This window comes from Arthrobacter sp. TS-15 (genome assembly GCF_006964045.1).
In the GTDB taxonomy this organism is placed as follows: domain Bacteria; phylum Actinomycetota; class Actinomycetes; order Actinomycetales; family Micrococcaceae; genus Arthrobacter.
This window is the reverse complement of record NZ_SDXQ01000031.1, coordinates 147439-171529: the sequence shown is the minus strand read 5'-3', so window position 1 is coordinate 171529 and position 24091 is coordinate 147439. Positions and strand designations below refer to the sequence as shown.

General features: G+C 63.0%; 20 protein-coding genes. 14 read left to right on the top strand and 6 right to left on the bottom strand.

Translation table 11 applies throughout. From position 1 onward, the window contains the following. Window positions 1–2 precede the first annotated feature (2 nt). The 3 genes from EU811_RS13120 to EU811_RS13110 all read left to right on the top strand — a co-directional run bounded on the left by EU811_RS13120 (window position 3) and on the right by EU811_RS13110 (window position 6504). Entirely contained in the window at window positions 3–2288 is a 2286-nt protein-coding gene (locus EU811_RS13120) for a hypothetical protein (RefSeq protein ID WP_202979317.1), read from the top strand. Continuing rightward, window positions 2285–5914 carry a hypothetical protein gene (locus EU811_RS13115; protein ID WP_142938824.1) on the top strand — a complete coding sequence of 1210 codons (3630 nt, stop codon included), beginning with the start codon at window positions 2285–2287 and terminating at the stop codon, window positions 5912–5914. The genes EU811_RS13120 and EU811_RS13115 overlap by 4 nt, the downstream gene beginning before the upstream one ends. A gap of 77 nt (window positions 5915–5991) precedes the next feature. Further along, window positions 5992–6504: a hypothetical protein gene (locus EU811_RS13110; protein ID WP_142938823.1), complete on the top strand. Its 513-nt coding sequence runs from the start codon at window positions 5992–5994 to the stop codon at window positions 6502–6504. Window positions 6505–6611: 107 nt separating this feature from the next. On the opposite strand, the gene EU811_RS13105 is transcribed toward EU811_RS13110, so the two are convergent. Beyond that, complete coding sequence (locus tag EU811_RS13105; protein WP_142938822.1) at window positions 6612–7076, bottom strand: hypothetical protein; 465 nt, start codon at window positions 7074–7076, stop codon at window positions 6612–6614. 129 nt (window positions 7077–7205) lie between these two features. Continuing rightward, window positions 7206–7787 carry a hypothetical protein gene (locus tag EU811_RS13100; protein WP_071416348.1) on the bottom strand — a complete coding sequence of 194 codons (582 nt, stop codon included), beginning with the start codon at window positions 7785–7787 and terminating at the stop codon, window positions 7206–7208. A 593-nt stretch (window positions 7788–8380) separates the two neighbouring features. Between EU811_RS13100 and EU811_RS13095 the strand changes: the two genes are divergently transcribed. The 3 genes from EU811_RS13095 (at window position 8381) to EU811_RS13085 (ending at window position 9391) form a co-directional block, all read left to right on the top strand. Next, on the top strand, window positions 8381–8716 hold the full coding sequence (locus EU811_RS13095; RefSeq protein ID WP_142938821.1) for a hypothetical protein: 336 nt from the start codon (window positions 8381–8383) through the stop codon (window positions 8714–8716). Then, window positions 8694–9023: a hypothetical protein gene (locus EU811_RS13090; protein WP_374111515.1), complete on the top strand. Its 330-nt coding sequence runs from the start codon at window positions 8694–8696 to the stop codon at window positions 9021–9023. Before EU811_RS13095 ends, EU811_RS13090 begins: the two co-directional genes overlap by 23 nt. A gap of 137 nt (window positions 9024–9160) precedes the next feature. Beyond that, window positions 9161–9391 carry a hypothetical protein gene (locus tag EU811_RS13085; protein WP_142938820.1) on the top strand — a complete coding sequence of 77 codons (231 nt, stop codon included), beginning with the start codon at window positions 9161–9163 and terminating at the stop codon, window positions 9389–9391. 10 nt (window positions 9392–9401) lie between these two features. Here EU811_RS13085 and EU811_RS13080 read toward each other — a convergent pair whose 3' ends face one another. Together EU811_RS13080 and EU811_RS13075 are read right to left on the bottom strand one after the other, a co-directional pair. After that, window positions 9402–11171: a recombinase family protein gene (locus EU811_RS13080; RefSeq protein WP_160147644.1), complete on the bottom strand. Its 1770-nt coding sequence runs from the start codon at window positions 11169–11171 to the stop codon at window positions 9402–9404. Window positions 11172–11357: 186 nt separating this feature from the next. Then, a complete protein-coding gene (locus EU811_RS13075) occupies window positions 11358–14021 on the bottom strand; it encodes a UvrD-helicase domain-containing protein (RefSeq protein WP_142938818.1) in 2664 nt (887 codons plus the stop codon). 276 nt (window positions 14022–14297) lie between these two features. Here EU811_RS13075 and EU811_RS13070 point away from each other — a divergent pair, with 276 nt between their 5' ends. After that, window positions 14298–15677 carry a hypothetical protein gene (locus EU811_RS13070; RefSeq protein ID WP_142938817.1) on the top strand — a complete coding sequence of 460 codons (1380 nt, stop codon included), beginning with the start codon at window positions 14298–14300 and terminating at the stop codon, window positions 15675–15677. A gap of 90 nt (window positions 15678–15767) precedes the next feature. Here EU811_RS13070 and EU811_RS13065 read toward each other — a convergent pair whose 3' ends face one another. After that, a complete protein-coding gene (locus EU811_RS13065; RefSeq protein WP_142938816.1) occupies window positions 15768–16466 on the bottom strand; it encodes a DUF6308 family protein in 699 nt (232 codons plus the stop codon). 65 nt (window positions 16467–16531) lie between these two features. After that, a complete protein-coding gene (locus EU811_RS13060) occupies window positions 16532–17356 on the bottom strand; it encodes a DUF6994 family protein (RefSeq protein WP_238703404.1) in 825 nt (274 codons plus the stop codon). Window positions 17357–17835: 479 nt separating this feature from the next. Here EU811_RS13060 and ung point away from each other — a divergent pair, with 479 nt between their 5' ends. From ung to EU811_RS13025, 7 genes are all read left to right on the top strand, one after another. Next, window positions 17836–18459: a uracil-DNA glycosylase gene (ung, locus tag EU811_RS13055; protein WP_142938815.1), complete on the top strand. Its 624-nt coding sequence runs from the start codon at window positions 17836–17838 to the stop codon at window positions 18457–18459. A gap of 505 nt (window positions 18460–18964) precedes the next feature. After that, window positions 18965–19381, top strand: coding sequence for a helix-turn-helix domain-containing protein (locus EU811_RS13050; RefSeq protein WP_142938814.1), 417 nt, complete (start codon window positions 18965–18967; stop codon window positions 19379–19381). After that, window positions 19381–21753, top strand: a complete 2373-nt coding sequence (locus EU811_RS13045) for a hypothetical protein (RefSeq protein ID WP_142938813.1) — start codon at window positions 19381–19383, stop codon at window positions 21751–21753. The genes EU811_RS13050 and EU811_RS13045 overlap by 1 nt, the downstream gene beginning before the upstream one ends. A 36-nt stretch (window positions 21754–21789) precedes the next feature. Continuing rightward, complete coding sequence (locus EU811_RS13040) at window positions 21790–22470, top strand: vWA domain-containing protein (protein WP_142938812.1); 681 nt, start codon at window positions 21790–21792, stop codon at window positions 22468–22470. Continuing rightward, the gene (locus tag EU811_RS13035) at window positions 22471–23223 is read left to right on the top strand and encodes a PP2C family serine/threonine-protein phosphatase (protein WP_142938811.1); all 753 of its coding nucleotides are present in this window, start codon (window positions 22471–22473) and stop codon (window positions 23221–23223) included. 149 nt (window positions 23224–23372) lie between these two features. Further along, on the top strand, window positions 23373–23672 hold the full coding sequence (locus tag EU811_RS13030) for a DUF4193 domain-containing protein (RefSeq protein ID WP_142938810.1): 300 nt from the start codon (window positions 23373–23375) through the stop codon (window positions 23670–23672). Next, window positions 23644–24060 carry a hypothetical protein gene (locus EU811_RS13025; protein ID WP_142938809.1) on the top strand — a complete coding sequence of 139 codons (417 nt, stop codon included), beginning with the start codon at window positions 23644–23646 and terminating at the stop codon, window positions 24058–24060. Before EU811_RS13030 ends, EU811_RS13025 begins: the two co-directional genes overlap by 29 nt. Window positions 24061–24091 lie beyond the last annotated feature (31 nt).

Below are 24091 nucleotides of genomic sequence, written 5' to 3'. Positions count from 1 at the left end.
ACATGGCGCTGATGACGAAGGCCCGCGCGCAGCTGGGCATTCCGGGGAAGAAGCCCCGGGGCGGGGACGCGACGGCCGTGCCGGGCGTGGATGAACTGGAGGCCGCTCTCGACGCCGATCCCGCCACGGGCGGGACGGCGGAGCCGTCTGAGGTGACCGCGCCGGCGGTCGCCGCTGAGCCGGCCGAGGTGGCCGAGCCGAAGAAGAACTGGTGGCAGCGCCGCCAGGAGATGAAGAAGCTGGAGGGCCGGTTCGACTCGTATCCGCACCTGCTGGCGCTCAAGCCTCGGGAGAAGTACGTCTTCCGCTCCGACTACTTCGAGGTCGACGGTTCCGTGGCGTGCGTGCTCGCGTTCTTCCACGACGACGCCGCCCACGACAACTTCGCCGCGTTCTGGGGCATCGACCGGATCCCGGACGGGCTCGACGAGCGCGTCACCGCGGTCGTCCTGGAGCAGGTGCGCCGGATGGACGAGAAGTGGGTGGATTCGTTCACCAAGCAGTCGGAGAAGCTCGACCGCCTTGACGCGAACGAGCAGGAGGAGACCGGCACGACCTCCTCCAAGCGCAAGGCCGCCAAGATCTCCTCTGACCTGGAGGTCACCATCGGCGAGATCCAGGACGGCGCGAGCTACCTGTCGGTGCACAACCGCCTGTTTCTCAAGGCTCCGGACCTCGAGACGCTGGACGACTCGGTCGACCGCGTCACGCGCCTGTACATCGACCGCTTCGGCACGCTCAAGGCTGCCGCGTACGCCGGCGAGCAGCGCCAGGAACTCTCGGGCCTGTTCAAGAACAACGAGAAGAAGCGCGGCAAGGGCTTCCACTTCACCTCGACCGAGCTCGCGGGTTCGTACTCGCTGGTGACTAACGGCCTGAACGACCGGGGCGGCGAGTACGTCGGCTACATGGTCGGCGACGTCAACAACTCGGCCGTACTCATGGACGTGAACCGGTACGAGCACCACGTTGTCGTGGCAGACGCGACCCTGAGCGAGTACCTGGACCGCCAGCGTGTGTCGAACATGTGGTGCTCGAAGATCTCGCAGGCCTGCATGCTCGGCAACGGCTCGGTGGTCCACCTCGTGCTGGACGGGGCGGACCTGGACAAGCTCGGCCCGAACTTCGAGCGGCTGACCTCGCGCGTGGACCTGAACCGCGGTGACGTCAACCCCTTCGAGCTGTTCGGCGACGAGGACGACGAACTGACGGTCTTCGCAGCGCAGATGGAGAAGCTCAAGCTGATGTTTGAGCAGCTCTACGAGACCACGGACGGGGCAATCGGCTCGATCATCCGCTCTGCGCTGGAGGACACGGCGACCGACTTCTACGTCGAGCAGGGCATGTGGCGGCACAACGCCAAGGACCAGCGGCACCGCCTGCGCGTGGTCAACATCCCGCACCAGCAGGTGCCGCGGCTGCAGATGTTCGTCTCGTACCTCGACACCGCGCACAAGGCCCTGCTGAACTCAAGCAAGACCGACCCCGACCAGCTGCGCGCGTACAACGTGCTGCGCGGCATCGCGAACACGATGCTCAGCACGAACGGCGACCTGTTCAACAACCACACGGCATCGGCCGTGGACGGGGTCCGGGATGCCCGGCGCGTGGTCTACGACTTCTCGCGGCTGATGCGCCGCGGCAAGGGTGTGGCCATGGCCCAGCTGGTCAACATCGTCGGCTTCGCCGTCGGCAAGCTCGGGCTCGGGGACACCGTGGTGATCCACGGCACCGAGCAGATTGACGACCGCGTCAAGAAGTACCTGCGCGACCAGTTCGACCACATGCACGAGCGCGGCGGCCGCGTGGTCTACAGCTACAACGACGTCGACAAGATGCTCGCGGACTCGGACTTCAACAAGTTCGACGCCGCGGACTACACGCTCTTCGGGCCGATGCGCGACCGCACGGTGGCGGAGTACCAGAAGCAGCTGCACCAGCAGATCCCGCCGGACCTCGCCCAGCTCATCACGACCAAGGGCGAGAACCTTACCTACCTGCGCCGGGACGTGTCGAACGTGGTCTTCCACCTCGACCTCGCGCTGGGGATCAACCCCTTCCGCGAGGCCCAGCGCAGGCAGGTTCGCCTGGAGGCCGCCAAGGCCGACGAGGCGGCCCGGATGGACCAGCTGATGAAGGACAAGCCGGCACCCGGCGCGAAGCTCACCAGCGCCCGCCAGAGCGTCGAGTCCGAGGAGGACCGCTCTGAGGACCAGGTGGCGCGGGCCGACCGCAGGAAGGCCATGAAGAAGGCCGGGACCGCCCCGCGGAAGCTGGGCAAGTCATGACGGCCATCACGGACACGACAGACAGGAAGGGAAAGATGAACGGGACCATCACGCTCGCGGCGCGGGCCCGGGCCGCGGCGACTGCCCGGGGCGGGCTGGTGCGCGTCCTTGCTCTGTCGCTGCTCGTGGCACTGGTTGTGCCGCTGCTGATGACGGTGTTCGCGCCGTCAGCACACGCTGCCGACGACGAGGACCGCGACAATTACTCGCTGTACCAGCTGGCGTCGAATGCCTCGACGTACTTCAGTCAGGAGAACTCCCCCGAAGGCAAGGACAAGCCCGAGGATCGGATGAACGAGGACTGGCGGGCGATCACCGCCGACCCGGCGACGGGCGGCGACATGCTCGGCTACGCCGACTCCGAATTCAGCCTCTTCAACGTAGTCGGCTGGCTCTTCGCCGAGGCGACGGGCTCCACGCAGACCATCGGGTACGACACGCTGAATGCGACAGCCAGCGGCAGCGGCAAGAACGTCTACTCCGGCATGGTGGACTACGCCCACTTCGGCGCGGCCAACGCCGACCTCGGCCTGGACACGATGTCCTCGGGCATCGGTGGACAGATCCTGTCGCTCATCGGCGGCGGCGCGATCTGGCTGCTCTACGCGATGGCGCTGGCCGTGGGCACGTTGTTCTATCTCATCATCCAGCTGCTGAAGGTGCTGAACCCGTTCATGTGGTTCTACCAGGCGGTCGCAGGCGTCGCGGACTCCGGCGGCAATACGAACAGCGCGCACCAGCAGGACCTCGCCGACGGGATGACCGGTGGCCAGGCCGGCGGCGGTGCCCTGGCGGGCCTGCAGCACTGGATCGCAAGCTGGTACGGCCTGCTGCAGTCCATCGCCTGGGAGGCGCTGGTCCCGCTCTTCATCGGGTTCCTGATTATTGGCCTGGTGCTGTTCAAGAAGATGGACCGCGGCTCGGCGATCAAGAAGCTCGTCGTGCGCGTCGTCTTCATTGGCGTGGGCCTTCCGCTGATGGGTTCGATGTACACCGGCGTCCTGGACAAGTTCGATGACTCGCTGCTGGGCCAGCACGCCGGCCCGACCCGTGTGGTGCTCTCCACGTACGTGGACTTCGAGGCCTGGATGATGAACGACCGTCTCGGCGTTCCCGATGAGGCCGTTATCGCCTGGGACAACGGCCAGGCAAGCAACAACGCGATGATGTCGGTGCGCACGACGGCACTGGCGATCAACAAGCAGGCGCACGGTTCGACCTTCCGCGACATCAGCGTGGGCCCCGGTGCGACCAATGCCGAGACGGCCTGGAAGAACAGCCTGGTCGGCATGGATGGCAGCCCGGCGGGTGACTTCAACGCCGTGGGCGAGACCTTCGGCATGCTCAACAGCTACATCTCGGGCCAGATTACATCGGCGTCGGACTTCGAGTCGGGCATCAAGAGCGCGATCACCAACCTGCCGGTCAACAGCGACGTGAAGAAGGAGTGGTTCATCGACAAGAAGTCCTACGGTGACAGCGACAACTTCGGCGGGCACGGCGAGTCGGACTACATCCCGACCAACCACCCGGTGCTGGCGGCCGGCGGCAAGGGCCTGACCTCCTCGAACCCGGGCGGGAACACGACGAGCTTCTCGACCCAGGGCACCAAGCACGGCTGTGGGTTCTCAGTCTGGGCGGACAACGCCCCGGTCTCCTGCAACATGTCGGCGCTGTCGGCGTACAACTACCTGAACACCGGCTTCGGCCCCGACTCGATGACGATGTACAGCTCGAACAACGTCACCAGCGGCCTGACCCGCGAGGACCACATGGCGGTCAGCCAGGTCGGTACGGGCCCGGCGAAGTTCATGTACTGGCAGAACGCCGGGGTCGTCCTGGGCAGCATGGTCCTGCTCGGATTCTGGTACGCCATCGGCATGCTGGTGGGCGCGGTCAAGCGCACCTTCAGCCTCGTGGCCGCGGTGCCGTTCGCCACGCTGGGCGCGATCGCCGCGATCAGCAAGGTGATCGTCTACTCCGTCGCACTGATCCTCGAGGTGCTGGTGACGTTGTTCATCTACCAGTTCGTCTCGGAGCTGCTGATCTCCATCCCGGACATCATCTCCGGGCCCGTGTCGGCCTGGATGTCCCAGGACGGCCTGTGGGGCTCAGGCATGCTTGGCGGGATCATCGTGGTCATCCTGACCCTGATCTCCTCGCTGCTGATCATCGGCATCACCTTGGCGCTCCTGCGTGTGCGCAAGGTTGTGCTGCAGGCGATGGACGAGGTGTTCACCAAGCTCGTGGACAAGTTCCTCGAGACCAACACCGCACCGAAGCCGGACAAGAGCGGCATGCTCCCCGCGCTGGCTGCGGGAGCCGGGGCCGGAGCGGGCATGGCCATGGGCAACAAGCTCGCCTCCGGCGTCGGCGGCAAGCTCGGCGGCAGCGGGGCCACGAAGCCCGGCGGCACCCCGGGTGGCGGCAAGGGCTCGTCGACCAACGCCGGCGGCCTGAACGGCGAGCAGAAGTCGCTTGCTGCCGGGAAGGGCCCACTGGCCCTGGCCGCCGGTCCGAACGACGGTCCGGAAGCCGGCCCCGACGGCGGCAGCCCCGCCGGCCCCGGTCCGGTTCCCGGCGGTGGTGGTGACAGCGGCGGCCGTGGTCCGTCCGCTGGTGGTCCCGAGGGTCCCGGCGACAAGGGCGGTCCTCTGCAGCTCACGGGAGGCAAGGCGGGGAGCTCCCGCTCCGACAAGGAGACTGCTCAGACCCTGAGCGGCAAGGGCGGCCTGTCGAACCTCGGCTACAGCACCGGCCAGGGTCCCTCCTCGCGGGGCGGCCATGGGCTCGGCGGCGCGCAGGGTGCTCCTGGTACCGGGCAGCCGGGCCATGGCCAGGGTCAGGGTCAGAAGCGGGACGGGCTCACGGGCGGCACCGATAGCGGTGCGCACACCAGCGGTGGCCGCAAGGCGGACGCCGGCCAGTCGGCACCGACGCAGTTCGGCACCGGACAGCAGGCGGCTCCGGCCTCCTCGGGCCAGGGCCCGCGCTTCACCGCTGGTACCGGCGGGCCCGCGCAGGTGAACCCCGTCGTCGCAGCGGTCCCGGGGATTCCGGGCACCCGGGCGACGCGGGCCGCCGAAGGCCAGCAGCCGCAGGCCAACGCGGGTTCCGGCTCCCGTGCTGTGCAGGCGGGACCGGGTATCCCGCAGGCCAGCGGCAGTCAGCGCCGCAGCCCGCAGGCTCCGGTCCAGGCTCCGACCGGCCAGGGCAGTGTCCACCGGGCTCCGATCCAGCCCCGCACCGGCGCTCCGGCGCAGGCGCAGGGCCAGTCCGGTCAGCGTCCGCAGGCCCCGGCTCCTGCTCCTGCTCCTGCTCCTGCTCCTGCTCCTGCTCCTGCTCCTGCTCCTGCTCCTGCTCCTATCCAGCCCCGTGTCGGTGGCCGGGTTGCCGGAGGCGCTCAGGGCAGCCAGGGTGTCCAGCCGACTCCACGCAGCGGACGTCGATCGGCACCGGCGGCTCAGGCTCCGAAGGCTTCGGCTCCCACCCCGGCTCCGAAGGCCCCGGCCCCGAAGCCGTCGCAGCCGGCTCCGGCCCAGCCGCGGCGGACGGCGGATCCGGCTCCGAAGCGCACGGACGGTCCCGTGTCGCGGAGGAAGCCGGCTGAGGACCCGAAGAACTGATCGTTGGTGATGAGGGCGGCGCACTCCGACAAGGCGTGCGCCGCCCTTTGCCTGCCACGGGGGAAAGGATGGAACGGATGAATCTGCGAGGCAAGGCGCGCGACGAGTTTCCGCTGGGCTGGTGGCACTCGGGGCGCTGGTGGCTCGAGGGAGCGCGCGAGCTGGCGGTGAACTGCCTGGCCGCGTTGGCTGCTGTGTTCTTCCTGCGCGAGGCGCTGCGGCTGGTCCGCCATCGCGACAGCCCCGCTGATCTGGCGCGCCGGCGGGTGCCGACGGAGGGTTGGGTGGCCGGGCTCCTGCTCGGGTGCATGGCTTTGGGTGGTTCAACGGCCCTGGCGGCCGTGGCAGCACAGACGGGCTCCTCTGAACGGGGACTGGTCCAGGCGGCGGTCCTCATCGCCATCTTGTGGTGGCTGGCCAACGTGGTCGTTTCAGTAACCGCGCTTGCGGTGCTGGCCAGGTCGCGGGTCCGGCACCGGGACACCTGGGCCGAGATCGATTTCGTCGAGACACATGCGCCAAAGTACGGACGGCCGCCGGAGACGATCGAGGAGTACCGGGCGCTGCGCCTGAAGGGCGGACGGCTGTAGGGCTCATACGGGACTGCCAGCCAGTCAGACACAAGAAGACCCCGTGGACGTGATGTCCATGGGGTCTTCCTTTCCCGTCGGGCGGCAGTCGTACTGCAGCACCGGCCTCAATCCCTCCGGGGGCCCTTGTCGAAGATCCGCGAGATGCGGTCGATTCCCTCGGCGCTGAAGATGTCCGAGACGGCACCGGCGGTCCCGCTGCGCGGCAGCTCCGAGCGCAGGGTGAGCTTGGCGTACCCCCTGGTCGGCCGGGACTCGATGACGTAGACGATCTCGTGCGAAACGAAGGCCGAAGTGGCCGAGTCCGGCTTCTTCTGGTGGGTGAGCACCCGGAAGCCGGCCCGGGTGCCGATGTAGTCGAAGAAGCGTGTGAGTTTCTCCTCCTCGAGCTGCCGCCGCTCCCCCGCGTTGCGGCCGGAGACTTCGATCAGCTGGATGTGCGTGCAGTCCACATCGTCCGTCGGCCGGCGGATGTCGTCGAAATCCCAGGTGGCTCTTGCCGTGCGCAGCTGCTCGTCGCAGGGGTACGCCACCCGCCCCTTGTAGTACCTGATCGGTCCGATGAGCGTCATGCCCGACCTCCTGCATCCTGTCTGGCGCACGGGCGCGTCCTGGGAGAGAAAAAGCAGAGCCCCGCGGACGCGTGGTCCACGGGGCTCCGGTACTGCAGGTCGATCGGGGCAGTCAAGGGGTCAGCCTCCTCAGCCGCAGTACTTGGTCTTGACGGCCTTGCCCTGCTCGCTGTCGACTGGCACGAGCACGACGTCGTTGACGCCGTTGGAGAAGACGAACTCCATGGTCGACTTGTCCTTGCCGAAGCTGATCGAGCCGGTCTCGGTGGTGCTGCGGCCAGCCTCGGTCCAGTCCACGGAGGACTTGGACTCGTTGATCTTGCCGGTGCCGCGGACGGTGTAGGCGTCCTTGAGCTCGCCCTTCGCCGCGGCCGCCTTCGGGTCGTCGAGGACGGAGTTGATGGAGTGGCAGGCGAGGTCCTGGCGGCTGGCGGTGTCGAAGTAGGTGATCTGGTCACCGTCCACGACGACGATGTCGCCGTTCTGTCCTTCCGAGGTGGCGAAGTACCGCCCGTCCCCGCCGGAGCTGCTGCAGCCGCTGAGCACGAGCGCGGCGCATGCCAGGGCTGCAGCGGTCGCGGCCAGCTTCGTCCGCGTCACGTGTGCGGTCCTGGTGATGTCCATGGTCTTCTCGTCCTTCTGGTCGGTCCTGTCGTCCTGGCTCTGTGTCCAGGCAATGAGTGTTCGGAAGGTCCAGCGTCTCGGCTCCACAGTTCAGAACTGTTTCCCCGAGCCCCCGTTCCCAGGCCATGCCCGGGAGCCGAAGCTGGACTATCCGCGCCCGCCTGGACGGACGATCTGCTCAGCCGGGGCTGAGCAGGATTTCCACTCGTATACCTGTTTTCTCTACCAGTATGGCAGACCACGTACCACCTGTACCACCTTGCACATGTCAGTCAGGAGATGACAGGCACAACTCCAGACACAGAGAGCAGCACGCGGATCCCTGCGCGGAGAACGCCTGCAGGACCCCGGCGTCGTGTCCGGTGTGCCACTCGGACCCGTCGGGGCCGGGGGTTACACCGCACGCGGGGAGGAGGTGACCGGGTGTGGAGTAGAGGTGGTGGACGGTGCAGGGGGCAGAAGCAGCTGGCATGTCCCCATTGTCGGACACTGCGCCGTTTTGTGCCGAGCCGGCAGCGGACCAGGATCAGTCCGTTCCGGACGTTGTCGGAGCCCTTTTATAGCTTGGTGCCCAGGGGATCGAAAAACAGGACCAACGGTGATTCCCGGGAGCGAGGCGGCCGGCCGTAGCCGCCATCTATGTGGGTCGCCTATTCGAATATGTGTTCTAAGGTTGTGTTATGTCCTCCGAAGAGTTCGCCGCTGCACTGCAAGCGCAGTATGCGCGGCGGGCCAGCCCGATCGGGCTGACCGTGGAAGAGCTCGACTTCGAACACTTCCCGGCCAAGAACGGGTATCCCGGAATCCCCGTCAAGGCATGGATCCGGTTCCCGAACAGCGCAGAACTGGTGGACGGCGAGGTCTTCGCCTGGACAGCGAAAGCGGTCGAAGTGACATGGAAGGACGGGCCGGTGACGTACCGGACCTGGGTGTGGAGTTCGGCGGTTACCCGCCGGGAAGAAATGATGAACAGGAATCTTGGAGAGCGGACCCGTGGCAGCAACAGCATCAAATAGCAAACCTCTGGACGCTCCAGTGGAGGTCCGCTTCACGGCGAAGGGGGTTCCCCTGGCCGTCAGGCATGACGGCAGGATCTGGGCCGTGGCCGCGGAACCTGTGCACTGGTTCACCCGTGCCGACTGGTGGAACACCGCCAAGCGGGCACCGGTGGGCAGCGGCGACCTGATCAGCGTCGAACACTGGCAGGTTCAGGTCCGGTTGACGTCCACTTCGGCGCTGCGAACCTTCGAGCTGCGCCGCGACCCCTTGTCCGAGCAGTGGCTGCTGGCCGGGATCAGCGACACCGGGGCTGCCGCGGCCTGAGCCCGCTCCATCTCGTCGACTCATCCCCGAGTGTGACGATTCGACTCGTATCAGATTCCATTCGATTGATCCTCTGACTCATTAGTTGATAGAGTGCCGATAGGCATTCAAGGCACAGCTATCTGAGGCAGGCAGTCATGGCAGGACAGGTCACCACCGCTGAACGCGGTGTGGCTTCGTCTGCATCTGCCTCCCCGCGCAGGCCAGTGCAGATCTCGGCGGCAGCTGCAGCCGCGATCGCCGTCCGCCCGATCCCGGTGGAGGCCATCAAGGCCGGAGCCGCCGTGGCGGCCTCGGTGGCCATCCGGCGGGCGGAGGCAGCTGAGGCTGCCAAGCCTGCGCGCTTGGGTCGCCGTCGGGCCGCCTAGTCCCCGAGAGTCAGCTCCAGGACTGGCGTGAGCCCTTGACCCCGTGCTTGTTGCGGCGGTGGCTGGGCAGCCCGGGCAAAGGGAATTCCTGGCCGCACTCAGGACACGGCACTGGCTGCGGGTGCGCGTAGTTCTTGTGGTGGCGCAGGTTGTTCCGGTAGCGGAACGTCCGGGGTTCTTCGCACTTGGGGCACTGGTAGCTGCCGTTCGAGGGCATGAGCGAGTACCCGCCCCCGCGGCGCGGCTCCTGGTCGTCAGCTTCGCCGAGATACCAGAAGCCGATCCGGCTCAGGTTCGTGCCCTGGGAGCCGAACATCCCCTTGACCGACCCGCGCTTTCCGTCGTCGGCGTAGACCACGACCTTGCGGAGGAAGGCCCTGATGATCGACTTCTGCTCCGTCTCGGAGAGCTCGAGGAACTCGGCCCCGCTGATGTCGGGGATCGCCCTCGGTCGCCCCTCGGTCTTCTCCGAGATCCGCATCTCGATCTGGCCCTTGAGGGCCTCCTCCTCACCGATGCGGTTCAGCAGTGCCGACATCGCGCTGGCCGGCGCGGTGTTGATCTGGGCCCGCAGGATCAGGATGGAGTCCCCCAGGGCATCAGCCTGTTCGTGGAGCTCGGACAACTCCGAGCTCGCGCTCCCTTCCGCGGCCTGGTTCAGCCTCTCGGCCTGCAGCTCCATCACCTCGGGGCTGTCGAGCGATCCGGCGACGACGTCGCGGATGAAGCGCTCCAGGGCTTCCCTGTTGATTGCAACGCCGGGGCAGTTAGCGCCGCGCATCCGTCCGTTGCACACGTACGATCCCGACTCACCCATCGACCTGTTGCTGGTCATCTTGGTGCCGCAGCCGGCGCAGTAGACGAGGCCGACCAGGGGAAGGCCTCCGGCGCGGGCCCGGGTCCGCTTGAGCGGTTGGGGCTTCATCAGCAGGCGCAGGGTTTCCCACTCGGCCTCCGTGCAGACCGCCTCATGACTCTTGACCGGACGCCCATCCTTGTCGATGACGATCTTGCGCGTGTCGCGGAAGTCCGGACCTGGGCCGCCGCTGCGTCCATCGGCCTTGGCAGTCAGGGAATTGTATCCGGCCAGGAGCGGATGGCGCAGTAGCGAGGCGACGGCGCGGTATTGGAACGGCCGGCCCTCGCGGTTGGTCAGGCCCTGCTGGTTGAGCTCCCGGACGATCTCGGCGACGGAGAGTCCGTCGAGCCGCCATTCGACGATGCGGCGGACGGTCTTGCTCTCCTGCGGGTGCAGTTTCAGCGTCTTCACGCCGTCGGCGTTGCGCTGCTCGGGCCGCATCCAGCCGTACGGCGCAGGGCCGTTCCAGCCGCCCTTCTGGCGGATGTTCTCAGCGGTGCGCTTCAGCCGCTTGCTCGTGGTCGCCGCCTCGGTCTCCGCCAGGCCGCCGAGGACGGAGATCAGCAGGATGGTGTCGGGCGATCGAGGGGCGAACACGCGGTCATGGGTGTAGATCGTGACGTTGTGGCGGTTGCAGGTGTCGACGATGCGGGCGGTGTCCATCAACCGCCGTGCCAGCCGGTCAAGGTCCCGGACGTAGAGCGCCTTGACGTCGCCTTCGGCGAGGACCCCTTCGAGGCGGTCGCGCTCGGGGCGGTGCCGGTCGCGGTAGGCACTGACGATTTCTTCGAAGATGTCGTGCTTGGCGACCGTGTGGTGGTGCTTCCGGCTTTCCGCCATAATCCAAACACGCTGGTCGACGAGCGACGCGTTGCCCTCGGTGGGATCTTTGGATCTGCGGATATAGGCAACGGCTCGCACCCGTAAAGCATACATTTTTAAGGGTGGCGACCCGCGTGGTCTGCGTATCGTTGTGATGATGGCCTCTGCAAGTGCTGCATTCCGCAAGGCTCGGCTTGGCCGACCACGTGGGTCGGACTCGTCAGCCGGCCAAAAAATCGCGAAGCGTAGAACGTGCGCCTCGGAACATGGAAGGCATCCTTGTCCCTAACTATCGGCGAGTTTCATCGTTCCTTTGCAGGTCGGGTACCCGGTGCAGCCGAAGAACCGGCCGTAGCGCCCTTTGCGTTCCCTCATCGTGTGTTTCTTGCATTTCGGGCAGACCACTGGGGTGATATCGTCGCCTGTCGCGGATCGGATCTTGACGACACGATCTCCGGCCAACTCGAGGAGGAACGCTGATTCCCTACCGGCGCGCGTGACCAGGAGCGCTGAGCGCTTGGCACGGGTCAGTGCGACGTAGAACAGGCGTCGTTCTTCTGCGTGTGGGTAGGAGTCGGGGGCGGCCATGGCCAGTTGCAGGAGAGCATCATCCTCGACAATGCTGGGGAATCCGTTCCTCTCAAGGCCGAGCACAACGACGTAGTCTGCCTCCTTTCCTTTTGAGGCGTGCACGGTGTTGAACTCGATGGTCAGGTTGGCGTATCTGGCTTCCAGCGCCGAGATGACATCGTCCTTGGACCGGGAGTACCGGCCGAGCAGCAGCACAGTGGCCGGCTCAGTGAGCTCTGAGTCAAGGGTTGTCAGGTGCTGCCGAACGACCGATCCGTAGTGGCTGCGCTCCCGTACACTGACGGCGCACACCGTCTCGTCAGTCTCCGGCGCTGAAGATCGGACGTTCTTGGAGATTTGATTGGGGTTCTTCATCACGAACCCACCGGCGACATCGCACAGGGACTGCGGGGACCGGAAGGTGCGGTCCAGCCAGATGGTGGACGCTGTCCCGAACCAATTATCGAAGCGGGTCATCACACTGAGGTCTGAGCCCGCGAACCTGTTGATGGACTGCCAGTCGTCGCCGACCGCGTACAGGTAGTTTCCAGGAGTCTTCATCAGCGCCCTCACCAGCGCCGCACGGGCAGCGCTGGTGTCCTGCATCTCGTCGACCATGACGAGCCGGTAAGGGCTCATCCACCGGCCGGACTCTACGTGATCGGTGGCGAGATTCAGCATGTCCTCGAAATCGATCTGGCCCGCAGCGCGGAGCTGGCTGTCCCATTCGGCGAGGACGACGCCGTACAGGCGAGTGAAGAGCCTGGCCCGCAAAGTCCGGCCGGCCCGCTCCGCCAGCAGATCAGGGGTGAGGCGGTTGCCCTTCGCGTGTGACATGAAGGACCGTGTCAGCGCCAGCATCGCCTGGTCGCTGATCGGCGGTTCCCCGAGTGCCTCCCTGTAGGGGTCTTCCTCGAGCTGGATTCCGTGTCGGCGGAGCTCCTGTTCGAGGTGCTCGAACCCGGACCCGTCCCGGATGGTTGCCGAGGTTGTCTCGATAAGTCTTGTGCTGTATCGATTGTGGGTCTGACGCCGCCACGCCATACTCTCGGCATACCCGTCAAAATGTGGCGGCGGGTTGCCGTCTGAACCGAGCGCCCAGTGCTCATGCCAGACGTCGGTGTCCGGATAGTAGAAGTCCGGCTGATACTGACGGTGGTGCGCGTCCGCAACGTCGTGCGCGTAGGGTCGCTCGTATTCATATCGGACGCCGTTGAGGAAGAGCCAGTTGGCGATCATCACCTCTTCCTGGCTCTTGACGACCTCTCCAGCGAGAGTGCCGAAGCCGTTAATACCTGTGTTCCTGTCCGACTTCTCAGGATCGGCTTCATCACCGAGATCCGGAAGCTGCCGGCCGAAAACGAGCCGGAAGAGGTCCCAGTCCCGCCGGAAGGCCTGGTCCTGGTCGCGGAGGACATCCACGATCCTCGCGAGCCGCCCGATCCCGTTGTCCGCGGTCAGGTCATCGGGAAGGGACGGCTTGCGGTCAGTGGCCTCGCCGATGATACGCAGCCCGAAGGCATGGAACGTGCTCGACGCCACGCCGGCACCATCATCGCCGAGGCGGGAGAAGAGCCGCTCCGAAAGCTCACCGGCTGCCTTTTTGTTGAATGCGAGGGCGAGAATCTCCGTCGGCTGGGCGATGCCACGCCGGATCGCATACCCGGCGCGGGCTACCATCGTCGACGTCTTCCCGGAGCCCGCGGCCGCGATAACACGCACCCGGTTGTCGAAGCAGACCGTCGCCCTCGTCTGCTCTTCCGTCAACGGCGACTTCTCGACCTTGCGGAAGAAGTCCGCCAACTCGTTTTTCTCCCACTCCAGGAACGCCTCGTTCCGCTGGGCAGCCCACCTTGACAAGTCAGTGGTGCGGCAGGCGTCGACTGCGGCACGCTGGTCCTCACGTTTACCCTTGGGAAGCCCGGAGAGCCTCGGATCGCTGTCGGCAGCCAGCCACACAGCGACGTCCGGACGGGAGCCCTCGAGCGCGGCGATCGTGTCCTGGTCCGCCCACCGGGGTCGGTTCATCACCTCTTGCACCCGGGACCACCACAGGCGCGCCGTCTCGCCCTGCTCCTCAGCCTTTGAGAGCAGGGCGGCGAGATGCCGTCGCTCATCGAGCTCGGAGTGGTACGCCGCGGCGACCTCACGCACTGCGCGACGAGACAGCCCATTGAGCACCGTCTCCGTCCCGTGGACGAGAGTGACGATGAGCTGCCCTGAGCCTGCATCGACTGCGAGTCCGAGGACGTCGATGACATCAGCGTCCACCTCCTGGGGGATTCCGCAGACGCGCAGGCGGCCCTCACGGATCGACAGCACCCATGACCCGGCACCTCTGAACGCGCGTGCCCACCAACCCGGCTTCCATTCCGTCATGCTTCCCCCGACTCACACATGTTCAAAAGGAGACCATTTGCCCTCTTTCCACGGTATCAGCGAGGAATTGTGTGTCGTCGAGTGCGTTCACCGGGTTCGTGCTGATCTGCAGCCTACAGGCAACACGACCAAACCGAGCGGGACGGGGGCAATCCTTCGCACCAGGTCTCTTCCCGCCGGGCCCGTCTCCACCAGACATGGTTTCGGCCGCTGTCAAGGCAGGGAGTTTCTCGGCTTAGGGTTGTCGTTGAACCATTGGGGTCAGATCATATGACCATGGGGAGAATCCTGGACGGCGCAGCCGATGATGTCCGACGTCGACTTGAGGCTCTGGGTGTGCCTCCTGCGATTGCTATCGCTATGGGACAGGTAGCCTACTTGCCTCGTAACAGCAGGATCCCCGGTATTCCCCAACCGATAGTTGGAAGAGCAGAAGCGGCCTGGTTGATCAGCAAGTACGAGGAGCAACTCAAGAACGACCAGGATCCCTTCGCCAGGGCAGCTCTCGTCCAGGAGATGTGTGATCGGGTATTCGGCGCGGCCGGCGGCGCTGTATTCGATGCTGGGTATCCGGCAGGAACAGCGGAGCGCGAAGTAAAAGCGATGGCGGAAGGAGCGGACCGCTACTTCGAGACAGTCGACCTGTCCTTCCTCGGGGATCGAGTAATGCTCCCTGCTACCTACGTATCTGGGGAAGGGGCAGAAGAGCGGCGATGGGATGGCTGGCTCATTACAAAGGACGGTGTAATCGGATTCTTCGAGGAAAGCGACCTCTTGGCGGATGACCCTGCCGAAGGGAGCCCCATACTTGCTCAGCTTGGAGAACTCAACGCCTGCTCCATATTGATGCCCGCCTCGTCCGCTCCGGCGCTCAGCCATATCGACTATCAAGGGCCTTCGAACAATCTCATTGCCTCGCTCCGGTTCCGTGACGGCAATCGAATGCGCATCGCGGTCTGGCTGGAAGGGCTCCCACCAAACCTCTACGGCGAGGCGATGGAGGGTATATCCGAGCTACTTCGGATTATTGATAAAGCCCTGACTCCCAGCCTGGACAATACGTCAACGGACCACATACCGCTGCGCCCGGAGCCCAAACATATCCAGGATTCAAGGCCTGCCGTCCGAATACCTGACCTTGCGGATGCGCGGTCTCTGCCAGCCTTTGACGCCGCCATGGAAGAGCTGTCGTTTAGGTACTTTGAAAACGGCAACAACCCCCGGATGCTGTGGCCGCTTATGGAGCAGTACCTTCAACCCATGCTCTACCGGTACTCCTTGAGGACCTACATGACCAATGACGAAGTGGATGGTCAATGGCTCATTGAGAAGTACATTTCATACGCGGGACAAAGCCTGTGCTTGCTTCAACACAGTAATCATCACCAGCAGCAGGGTGATCTGGGCGCATCCGAACACGCGGCCCTAAAGGACTTCATCCTCGACTCCACACAGGAGATGTACGGTCTGGTCGTTTGTGCCATTCAGAATGCGGGCAGAGAACGACCGATTTCCTTTGACGGGTCGCCACTGGAGTGGAACCGCGAGCTTCTCGCATACCTAACAGCGAAGCTTAATGAAATTGTGTCGGCCCAGGACCCCAACGATCCGATTCGTTTGGCGCAGCAAATGATGAAAGGCGATGGAGCTCTATAGTCAGCAGACCTTGGCCGGCTACGAACTTGGCGCGGGCGCTGGCCCGCTATGCGACCAGGTTCCTCGTGGCATGGCTGACACTGGCGGGATTCAGGTGATTCCGAGTTTGCCGGATCGCCCGCCCTTGATGCCATGGTCCTTGCCGTAGCGCCACAGGATGGCGTCGATGATGCGCAGTTCGGAAATGGGTGTCTGGACCATAGAAAGCTTGTGAATGCGCCCCAATCGTCCAGCAAGGTCGGGGTCTTCCATGAAGAGGTTGTGCCAATTCAGCCATTGGCCTTCAGAGCTGTCTTTGCCCACGACTGCCCCAATTACTTTGTCCCAGATGGGGATGAGATGCGGTCGCTTCCTCGCCATGATCTTGCTGGCTGTGGTGGCCCCGACATCCCAGCGCGTTTTGGGTGTGCGTCTCAGCTCCTGCCAGAGCAGCCATGAGGGGCTGCCCTCCCCGAGAGTGGCTTCTGCTTCCGCGACCGTGAGGTCGCTCATCTTCACGTCGGTGGGTATATCAGCCAGGAGATCCCGTATATTCGCCGACAACAGCTTCTCCTGCAGTCCGATGATGGCCTGGGCCGGCACTTTGACGCTGAGCATGGACACGGCGACAGCGTCGCTGTCGGTGATCCTGTCCCTCACCTCCGGGTTGTCGCCGCGGTTCGCCCATTCATCAAAGTAACTGCCGGTACTGAGCAGCCCCGTCTTTGTGGACGGTTCAAGGTAGTAGCGCCGGAGCAGTTCGGCTGCGGCTTCGACGTTCTCGTCTTTCAGGATGGCTGGTAGTTCCATGAATCCCCCTATGGCTTCAATGCGCGGACTATGACCCTGACTGACCCTGCGACGTCGCTGGGTAGTCAGTCTGTATGGCGTACCTCAATCCCGGGGTGGTTCTCCATGACCCAAGCGGCCATCCGACGGTTCCGTGCCGAGATGAACTCCAGCGTGGCCTCCCGGTACGTTACGTACTCGTCTTTTGTGGCCGGCATCCCGGAACGCTTGAAGTTGTCGAAGGGCAGGTAGAACCGAACCTCTTCGTAGTCGGGCGTCACGAGGTCTTGAAAGTGGAAGAAGTCCACGAACTCCTTGAATCCGTCGAAGAACGCAAAGAAGTCCGCGTACGCGTTGATGACATTGGCCAGTGGGCTCTCCGGTTCTCCTGCGTAATGACGCCGGATGCACTCCAGGGTCAGATCCATCCGGTCGGCGATGAGCGACCTGAGCCCCCTCGCCTGGTTCATCGTGGGCCGGTCCTTCTTCCTGACGGGCCAGATCATCGCACTGCCGATGGTGTACGGCGGCTTCAGGTAGCGGGCCCGCTGCTCCTCATTCAGCGAGGCGATGGCGTTCGCCAGAGACGCCGTACGTGCCCGGCCGGTGTAGGAGTGGGTGATGGCGTCACTGCCGTACCAATGCATCGCTCTGGAGGGGTCGGTGAAGATGAGGTAGCCGTCCGTACGCTTCGGCGGCGCGGTCGGTTCGAACAGGACGCCGGAGTTCAGCGTCTTGGTCCACAGCAGCTCGTGGTCCGCCCGGAGATTCGGACTGCCACTGTCCGGGTCAGTCCCTGGAGGGGTGTCGGTCATGTAATTGAACGAAGTATCGAAGACGCGCGGCTGTTGCTGCTGCGGGTATTCCGGATCACTCAAGGTTCCCCCAAAGACCAGAGTTATAAGACGCACGAACCGGTGGTTGGGTCCGCAAATGTCGCGGCCATCGGCTCTGTCCCAGACTAGGTGTCACTTCCTGATATTGAAACCCCAGGTGCCCCACTGACCGTCGGCAATGCCATGTTCCCTGAGGTTCTTATTGTGTGCCCATGCAGCTCCGCTCTTATAGGGAATTTCTCCCGTGTCCCATACATCCCCATCAAGCCTTCGGCCTAGAACCGTGGATAGGTCGAAGGTATTTCTTGGATCATCCAATGAGGGGAAAGACGTAGCCGTCCGGTTGGCGGACGCCCTGGACAACTCAGGACTCACCGAATCCACCGTGTGGACTGAGAACGTTTTCCGTCCGGGTCGGCATGTTCTCGGCTCCCTTGTAGGGGTGGCTTGTGAAAAAGTAGAATATCCGACGTTTAGGAATTTCTGGGTGCCGGATATTTCACTTTTTGCGAGTCACCCCGAATAGTGCTCCTCGAGCGAGTACTCAAGCCATCATGGCCGATTCGACTCCACCCTTTCCGGAGGCTTCTGTTCCTGAACAGCCGGTGCGACAGGACTACCGGTTGCACGATGAGTGGGCCCTCCAGCTCGGTGACGAGTTCGAGAAGGGGTATTGGTGCAAATTGCAGCAGTTCGTTGAGGCGGAACGCAAAACAAGTGATGTGTACCCACCGCAGTCGGAGACGTTTGCGGCATTCGGCAAGACGCCGTTCGAGTGTGTCGACGTCGTCGTCCTCGGACAAGACCCCTATCACCGTCCTGGACAGGCGCGCGGCGTGGCCTTTTCCGTTCACAAGGGCGTGCGCACGCCGCCCTCGCTGAGGAAGCTCCACAAGGAACTGAAGCGCGACCTCGGGATCGAACCGCCGTCCCACGGCAACCTGGATGGCTGGGCCAAACAGGGTGTCCTGCTGCTGAACACCACTCTCACAGTCCGTCGCGGCGCGGCCGGATCCCATCAGGACCAGGGCTGGGAGATTTTCACCGACGAAGCGATACGCGCACTCAGCCGTCGATCGAAGCGGGTTGTATTCCTGCTCTTTGGCGGTCCCGCGAAAGCTAAGCGCGAACTCATCGATGAATCAGTTCACTCCGTGATTGAGACCGCGCATCCATAGGCGAGGTTGAATGCCAAGAACCCTCTTGTTGGTTCGAGTGCGTTCTCGCGAGCGAACGCAGATCTGGCTGAATTTGATCGAATCGACTGGAGTCGATTCGAGGCCACTTCGTGACAGCGACCTGACAGCTTGGTCGGGTGGGCATGGCTCTAGGGTATTGTCGAGGGAGCTTCTGGGCGACCTTGGGCGCGAGGACCGGCCCAAAATGGCGGTCGCGCTCGAAGCGCGCTGCAGCAGCATGTTGTTCCGGGCGTTCTCGTCCTCTGCGGGAGGTTCGCCCGCCTCGATGACAACCGCGGCGTATCCCTTCCTAACCATCCCGTCGCTAGTGTGTACAACAAGTGCGGTCAGGGCCGGTTTGCCCGCCGGCGTGCCTCACCGACGATCCGACACAGTAGCCGCTCAGCCAGAAAAGGTGGTGGACAAAGTCGACTTGGCGTTACACTTGCAACAGTTACCGTTTAGATGCATCAGTTAGGTGGATTTGTGACAGTTACGAGGTGTGATGGTCGGTCATGTTGAGAGCGCCATCGAGGCAGTTCGAACCGCTCTGATGGAGCCGGGCGACCCTATCGAGGTTGCGTTCTCGTTGCCTCGCAACAGCGCTGAGAAGATCCTTGAACTATTGGAAGCAGAAGGTAGAGCTGGTGCCGTTGTAGTTCCAGTCAAGGAGCAGTTCACTACCACTGAGGCCGCGAGGATGCTCGGTATCTCACGCTCAACCCTCATGAAGTTGATCGACTCGGGAGAAATCGACAGCGTCAAGGTCGCCAGTCATCACCGGATTCCTGCGCCAGCAATCCTGCGATACGAGAAGGCTAGAACAGAAAGCCAACACCGCACCGCAAAGGCACTCGAGGAGTTTGCACACGATGCGAAGGAAGCTTTCCAGAACAACGTGACGTTTGGGAAGCAAAGTTGATGGCGGCTCAGGAACTGCTGGACCCGATTGATTTCGTTGGTCCTAGCGGCCGTCTCTTAATTGACACAAGCGTATTTATGGACGACCGACCGGAAAGGCGAGGTGGTCTGAAGGCGCTGCTCCAACGGTGTGGTCAGACGATTCGGCTGAACGACAACCCGATCGTGATCCCGATCGACGTGGTTGAGGAACTGACGAAGCAGAGCCGCAAGGTTGACCCGGAGCGAGCAGAGGCGATTCGCCGGGCTGGAGTTTCGCTTGGGTTCATCGGGGACGCTGCGGCGCTCGGGCTGGTACGTACCGACATAGGCCACGACTCGAACCACTACGCCGACTCTGTCTTCGAGGCCATCTTCACACGCTATGCAAACCAGTACGACATGTGCCTCCTGATCAACGATATTACGCCGCTTCTTCATGTCCGCTTGCTGTCGCACACGAGCAGCAAGAAGCTCGTAGCTGGGTCTCTGACCAGCGATGGCCGCGTCAGAATCGAGAGCGACCAAATTCTGTACGAGCGTGGGGTGCGGAAACTTCGTCGCAAGCAAGACGAGGGAGATGCGCGAGAAGTGGCCGCGCTCAGCCCACTCCTCGCTGACTTCAAGGGTCAGTTCGGAACCTCGGAGCTGGCGGATCGCCGGACGGGATCACCGGTACTCGGGTCGCCAAGCGCGGAATCAGGGGTTCGCTGCCGGGTCGAGCCTTTTGATAGAGAGCCGGCATTTAAGGGGGCCGACTCATTACTTGAGGTTGCCACCATTCCAAGTGTCGGAGACAAGGTCCACTTCAGCTCCCCTTCGGGCAGTGGGTCGGTGGTCCTCGATGAACTCCTGGGAGAGGGCGGAGAGGGCGCTGCCTATGCAGTCCATGGGGATCGAGTCGTCAAGATCTTCGACCGAGACCATGTGACGCGCCACCGCCAAGCGAAGGTCGAACAGTTTGCGTCCCGGAGTCTGTACTCACAAGGCATCTGCTTTCCCGAAGCAGTTGTCACAAACGATGCGGGCGAGTTCGTCGGGTACATGATGCCAAGGGCTCGTGGCAATGAGTTCCGCGTGATTATGAACCCGCGGCGGTTCCTCAAGGCGTTCCCCGGGTGGACCAAGGCCGACCTCGTCGATGTCTGCATCTCTTTCCTGGAGAAGGTGTCGTACTTGCACTCACTCAACGTGATCGTCGGCGACATCAATCCCAAGAACGTCATCGTTGATGCCAGCAAGAACGTCTGGATGATTGATGCAGATTCTTGGCAGGTCGATGGATACCCGTGCCCGGTCGGGACTCCAATGTTCACTGCAGCATCTGCACTTGGCCGCCCGTATGCCGAATCACTGCGGACGAGTGAAGAAGAACTTTTCGCTGTCGCAACGATGCTCTTCATGGTTCTGATCACGGGCCAGTTCCCCTATGCGCGTACGGGGTCCGATGGTGACATCGCTCGCCTCATCAAAGACGGCAATTTTGCGTTTCAGGTCGGAGAGCGCTCAAATCGTGACCAACCCGAGGGCAACTGGAAGTACATGTGGAGCCACATGCCACGCGGCCTCAAGGAGATGTTTTGGAATACCTTCCATCGGGAAGGCCAGCGGTACACCTCTCCACCGTCTGCCGAGGAGTGGCTCCGAGCATTTCGGCAATACCGCTGGTGGCTCGGAAGCGACAAGAACTTCGACCCAATGTCCAACGATGTCTACCCCTTCAGGTTCAAGGCGTTCAAACCTGAAACTCCGATTCTCGAATGTCCACAGTGCAACCGCCGCAATGCCCTGGTGGGGGAATGGAATGAGGCCACTCAAGATCACGTCATCCCCGGAATGTGTTTTGACTGTAGTCAGCAGAATCGGCCGAGGTGTTCTGATTGCGGCACCCCGCGACCGGCCGGCGCTCTCAAGGACGGCAGGTGCCGAGATTGCAATCGCAAGCGTGACTTCGGTACGTGTGAGAGATGCGGAACGGAGACGCCCCATCGCTACCTCGTCGGTGGCCGCTGCTCCCAGTGTCAGCTGGGAACCTGCAAGAGCTGCAAGAAGTCAGTTCTGAAGTCGGATCTTTCCTACGGTCGTTGCACCGCGTGCGAGAGGCGAGGTAATGAACTCGATCCGTTGAGGCTATGCACAGATTGTCGTCAATCATTCATTGACTTCGACCACATTGAGTGGTTCAAGGGCAAAGGACTTGATGTCGCGAAATCTCACGTGGCGATCAAGAAACAGTGCCCACCGAGGACTACGAGCGTCCAACCTGCGTCATCGCAGCGTTACCCAAATGTTCCACGCGCAGCCACCACGACCACCAAACAGGCGGCATCGAAGTCAAGTGCTCGGCCGCAGCCGACCTTCTGGGAGCGCTTGAAGAAGTGGTGGAACGGTTGAAATCCCTAAACTCATCCCGAAAGGAATTTTGAACAAATGACATTTGATATCCGAGCCGCCGACCTAGTCGAGAACCCAACTCCCCGAGTCCCGGTCTCTCTCTGCATCGACACAAGTGGCTCAATGGCTGGCGACAAGATCCGCGAACTTGTTGAGGGCATCGGCCTCTTCTATGACGCCATCGATGAGGACGATGATGCTCACGACTCCGCAGAGGTTAGCGTCGTCGCTTTCAACACCGGAGCCAACCTCGTTCAGGATTTTGCGAGTGTCGAGGGCCTTCAGCGGGACATCACGATTGCGCCGAGCGGTCTTACCCATCTTGGCGAGGGCGTGAACCTCGCCCTCGATACGCTGGAGAAGCGCAAGTCACTGTACTCCGACACCGGCGTCCTATACTTCCAGCCTTGGCTTGTACTTATGACAGACGGACAGCCAAACGGTGACAAGAGCGAGTTGGAGCGGGCGATCCAGCGCGTGACGCGCATGGTCGCCAGCAAGAAGCTCACGGTCTTCCCTATCGGGATCGGAAGCGACGCAGATCTTGATGTATTGGGTCGATTCACTCCGGAGAAGCCTCCTCTTCGCTTGAAGGGAATCGACTTCAAGGAGTTCTTCGAGTGGCTCTCCAAGTCCGTTTCAAAAGTCTCGCAGTCGATGCCTGGGGGCGAGCCGCCGATCGACTTCGGCTCAATCCGAGGCATCGAGGATCTCTAATTGTTTCGAGAATTCCACTATCAGGTTCGGGGACGAGGGCACGTTCTCGATGGCAGCCGCGGTCAAGATCGAACCGCCTACCTTGCTCGCAGTGGGGTGCAAGTGGTTTGTCTTTCCGACGGTGCCGGCTCGGCAACGCACTCTGAGTTTGGTGCGCAAGCGCTCGTGGATACTGGCTGCAAACTTCTCTCGGAGCGTTTCGGAGATTTTGTGTCGAGCGATGATGGGGTCGCTTTAAAGCTTGAGATCGTGAATTACCTACTCGATCGTCTGCATGATGTCGCGGAACGCCGTGCGGTCGGAATTCGCGACTTGGCCGGCACATTCCTGGCTGTCGCGACAGCGGGTGACCAGTTCCTTGTCCTTCATGTGGGTGACGGCGTCGTCGGGTACGTGAAGGACGGAATTGCACGGGTAGCTTCAGGACCCGATAATTCTGAATTCGCCAACCAAACAACGTTCCTCACTTCGGAACGGTCGGCCGTTGGGATGAGGATCATCCGTGGGGGCCTGGACGGTATTACGGGCTTCATCCTCATGAGTGACGGGACGGCCAACAGCCTGTACAACTCTCGCACTAAGGGGCTAGCCCCGGCCTGTGCAAAAATCGTGGAGTTGCTCGCGTCTGCCCCAACTCGTCAGGCTAAGAATCCTAAGCACAAGAAACAACTCCGCCGTCTCGTGGATACTAAGATCCGGGTCGCAACGAAGGACGACTGTGCGATCGCTGTCCTGGCCAGGAAGCTCGCTTAGAGCCGACGCATAAGCCTGCTGACTCTATCCAAGGCTAAACGTTGCCATTGCAGCGCGCCCCCTGCCGATCGGGGCCGCATGCCGCTGTGTGCGAAGGCGGAAGTTGCAGGACCGGTAATACCCCTTCAACAGAGAAGAGATGCACTTTCGTGGCAACCGATTACGATGAACTGCGCACTGACGTCAAGGAATCCCAGGAAAACTCCCTGGAGGCCCTGAAGTCCGCCAAAGCCCCGGATGCTAAATCCGTGGTTCAGGAGCTCGACGAGGCTGACACCCTGGACGGCCTGACCCCTGGCGGGGAGTTCATTGCCGAAGAGCTCGTCGTCCAGGTCATCCCGCAGGCTGACGATGAGTTCACCTGCTGGTCCTGCTTCCTGGTCCGCCACCGTTCGCAAAAGGCGAGCGAGAAGGACGGCCATGCCTACTGCGTCGAATGTGAAGGCTGAGCGGTTTTGGCCGGCTGTCCCGGAGCATATCTGGGACAGCATCCGCGAAGAATTCACCCTGCCGACAGCGGCAGACCTGGAGACGCATTTCCAATCCCTCGGCGACCCGGAGGCCATGCGCCGGGCAGTTCGGGTATTCATCGGCGAAGGAACCTTCTGCCCGGGCTTCCAGCTCAAAGATGGGCTCTTCCACGAACCTGTGCTGCGCCTCTTTGACCAGGCGATGAGCCTGAAGATTCCTCATAACGTGTTCGCCGCCTGGATGGTCAGCCCACTGCCGGCAGAAACCCGTTCCCGGCCAGTGGACATACTGGGCAGCATGACGCTGCTCCAGAGCTCCTTGGTCGCCTTTGGTGACAGGTACCGGCCGGCCGAAAAGCCCAACTAGCGGCTTGGCTCTGCCGTATCCGAAGTCAGAT

Coding starts and splice junctions, on each gene's coding strand:
- EU811_RS13050 (WP_142938814.1), top strand. CDS start 18,965: ATGGTCGGTCATGTTGAGAGCGCCATCGAGGCAGTTCGAACCGCTCTG.
- EU811_RS13045 (WP_142938813.1), top strand. CDS start 19,381: ATGGCGGCTCAGGAACTGCTGGACCCGATTGATTTCGTTGGTCCTAGC.
- EU811_RS13070 (WP_142938817.1), top strand. CDS start 14,298: ATGGGGAGAATCCTGGACGGCGCAGCCGATGATGTCCGACGTCGACTT.
- EU811_RS13065 (WP_142938816.1), bottom strand. CDS start 16,466: ATGGAACTACCAGCCATCCTGAAAGACGAGAACGTCGAAGCCGCAGCC.
- EU811_RS13120 (WP_202979317.1), top strand. CDS start 3: ATGGCGCTGATGACGAAGGCCCGCGCGCAGCTGGGCATTCCGGGGAAG.
- EU811_RS13115 (WP_142938824.1), top strand. CDS start 2,285: ATGACGGCCATCACGGACACGACAGACAGGAAGGGAAAGATGAACGGG.
- EU811_RS13110 (WP_142938823.1), top strand. CDS start 5,992: ATGAATCTGCGAGGCAAGGCGCGCGACGAGTTTCCGCTGGGCTGGTGG.
- EU811_RS13075 (WP_142938818.1), bottom strand. CDS start 14,021: ATGACGGAATGGAAGCCGGGTTGGTGGGCACGCGCGTTCAGAGGTGCC.
- ung (WP_142938815.1), top strand. CDS start 17,836: ATGGCCGATTCGACTCCACCCTTTCCGGAGGCTTCTGTTCCTGAACAG.
- EU811_RS13095 (WP_142938821.1), top strand. CDS start 8,381: ATGTCCTCCGAAGAGTTCGCCGCTGCACTGCAAGCGCAGTATGCGCGG.
- EU811_RS13105 (WP_142938822.1), bottom strand. CDS start 7,076: ATGACGCTCATCGGACCGATCAGGTACTACAAGGGGCGGGTGGCGTAC.
- EU811_RS13025 (WP_142938809.1), top strand. CDS start 23,644: ATGCCTACTGCGTCGAATGTGAAGGCTGAGCGGTTTTGGCCGGCTGTC.
- EU811_RS13040 (WP_142938812.1), top strand. CDS start 21,790: ATGACATTTGATATCCGAGCCGCCGACCTAGTCGAGAACCCAACTCCC.
- EU811_RS13085 (WP_142938820.1), top strand. CDS start 9,161: ATGGCAGGACAGGTCACCACCGCTGAACGCGGTGTGGCTTCGTCTGCA.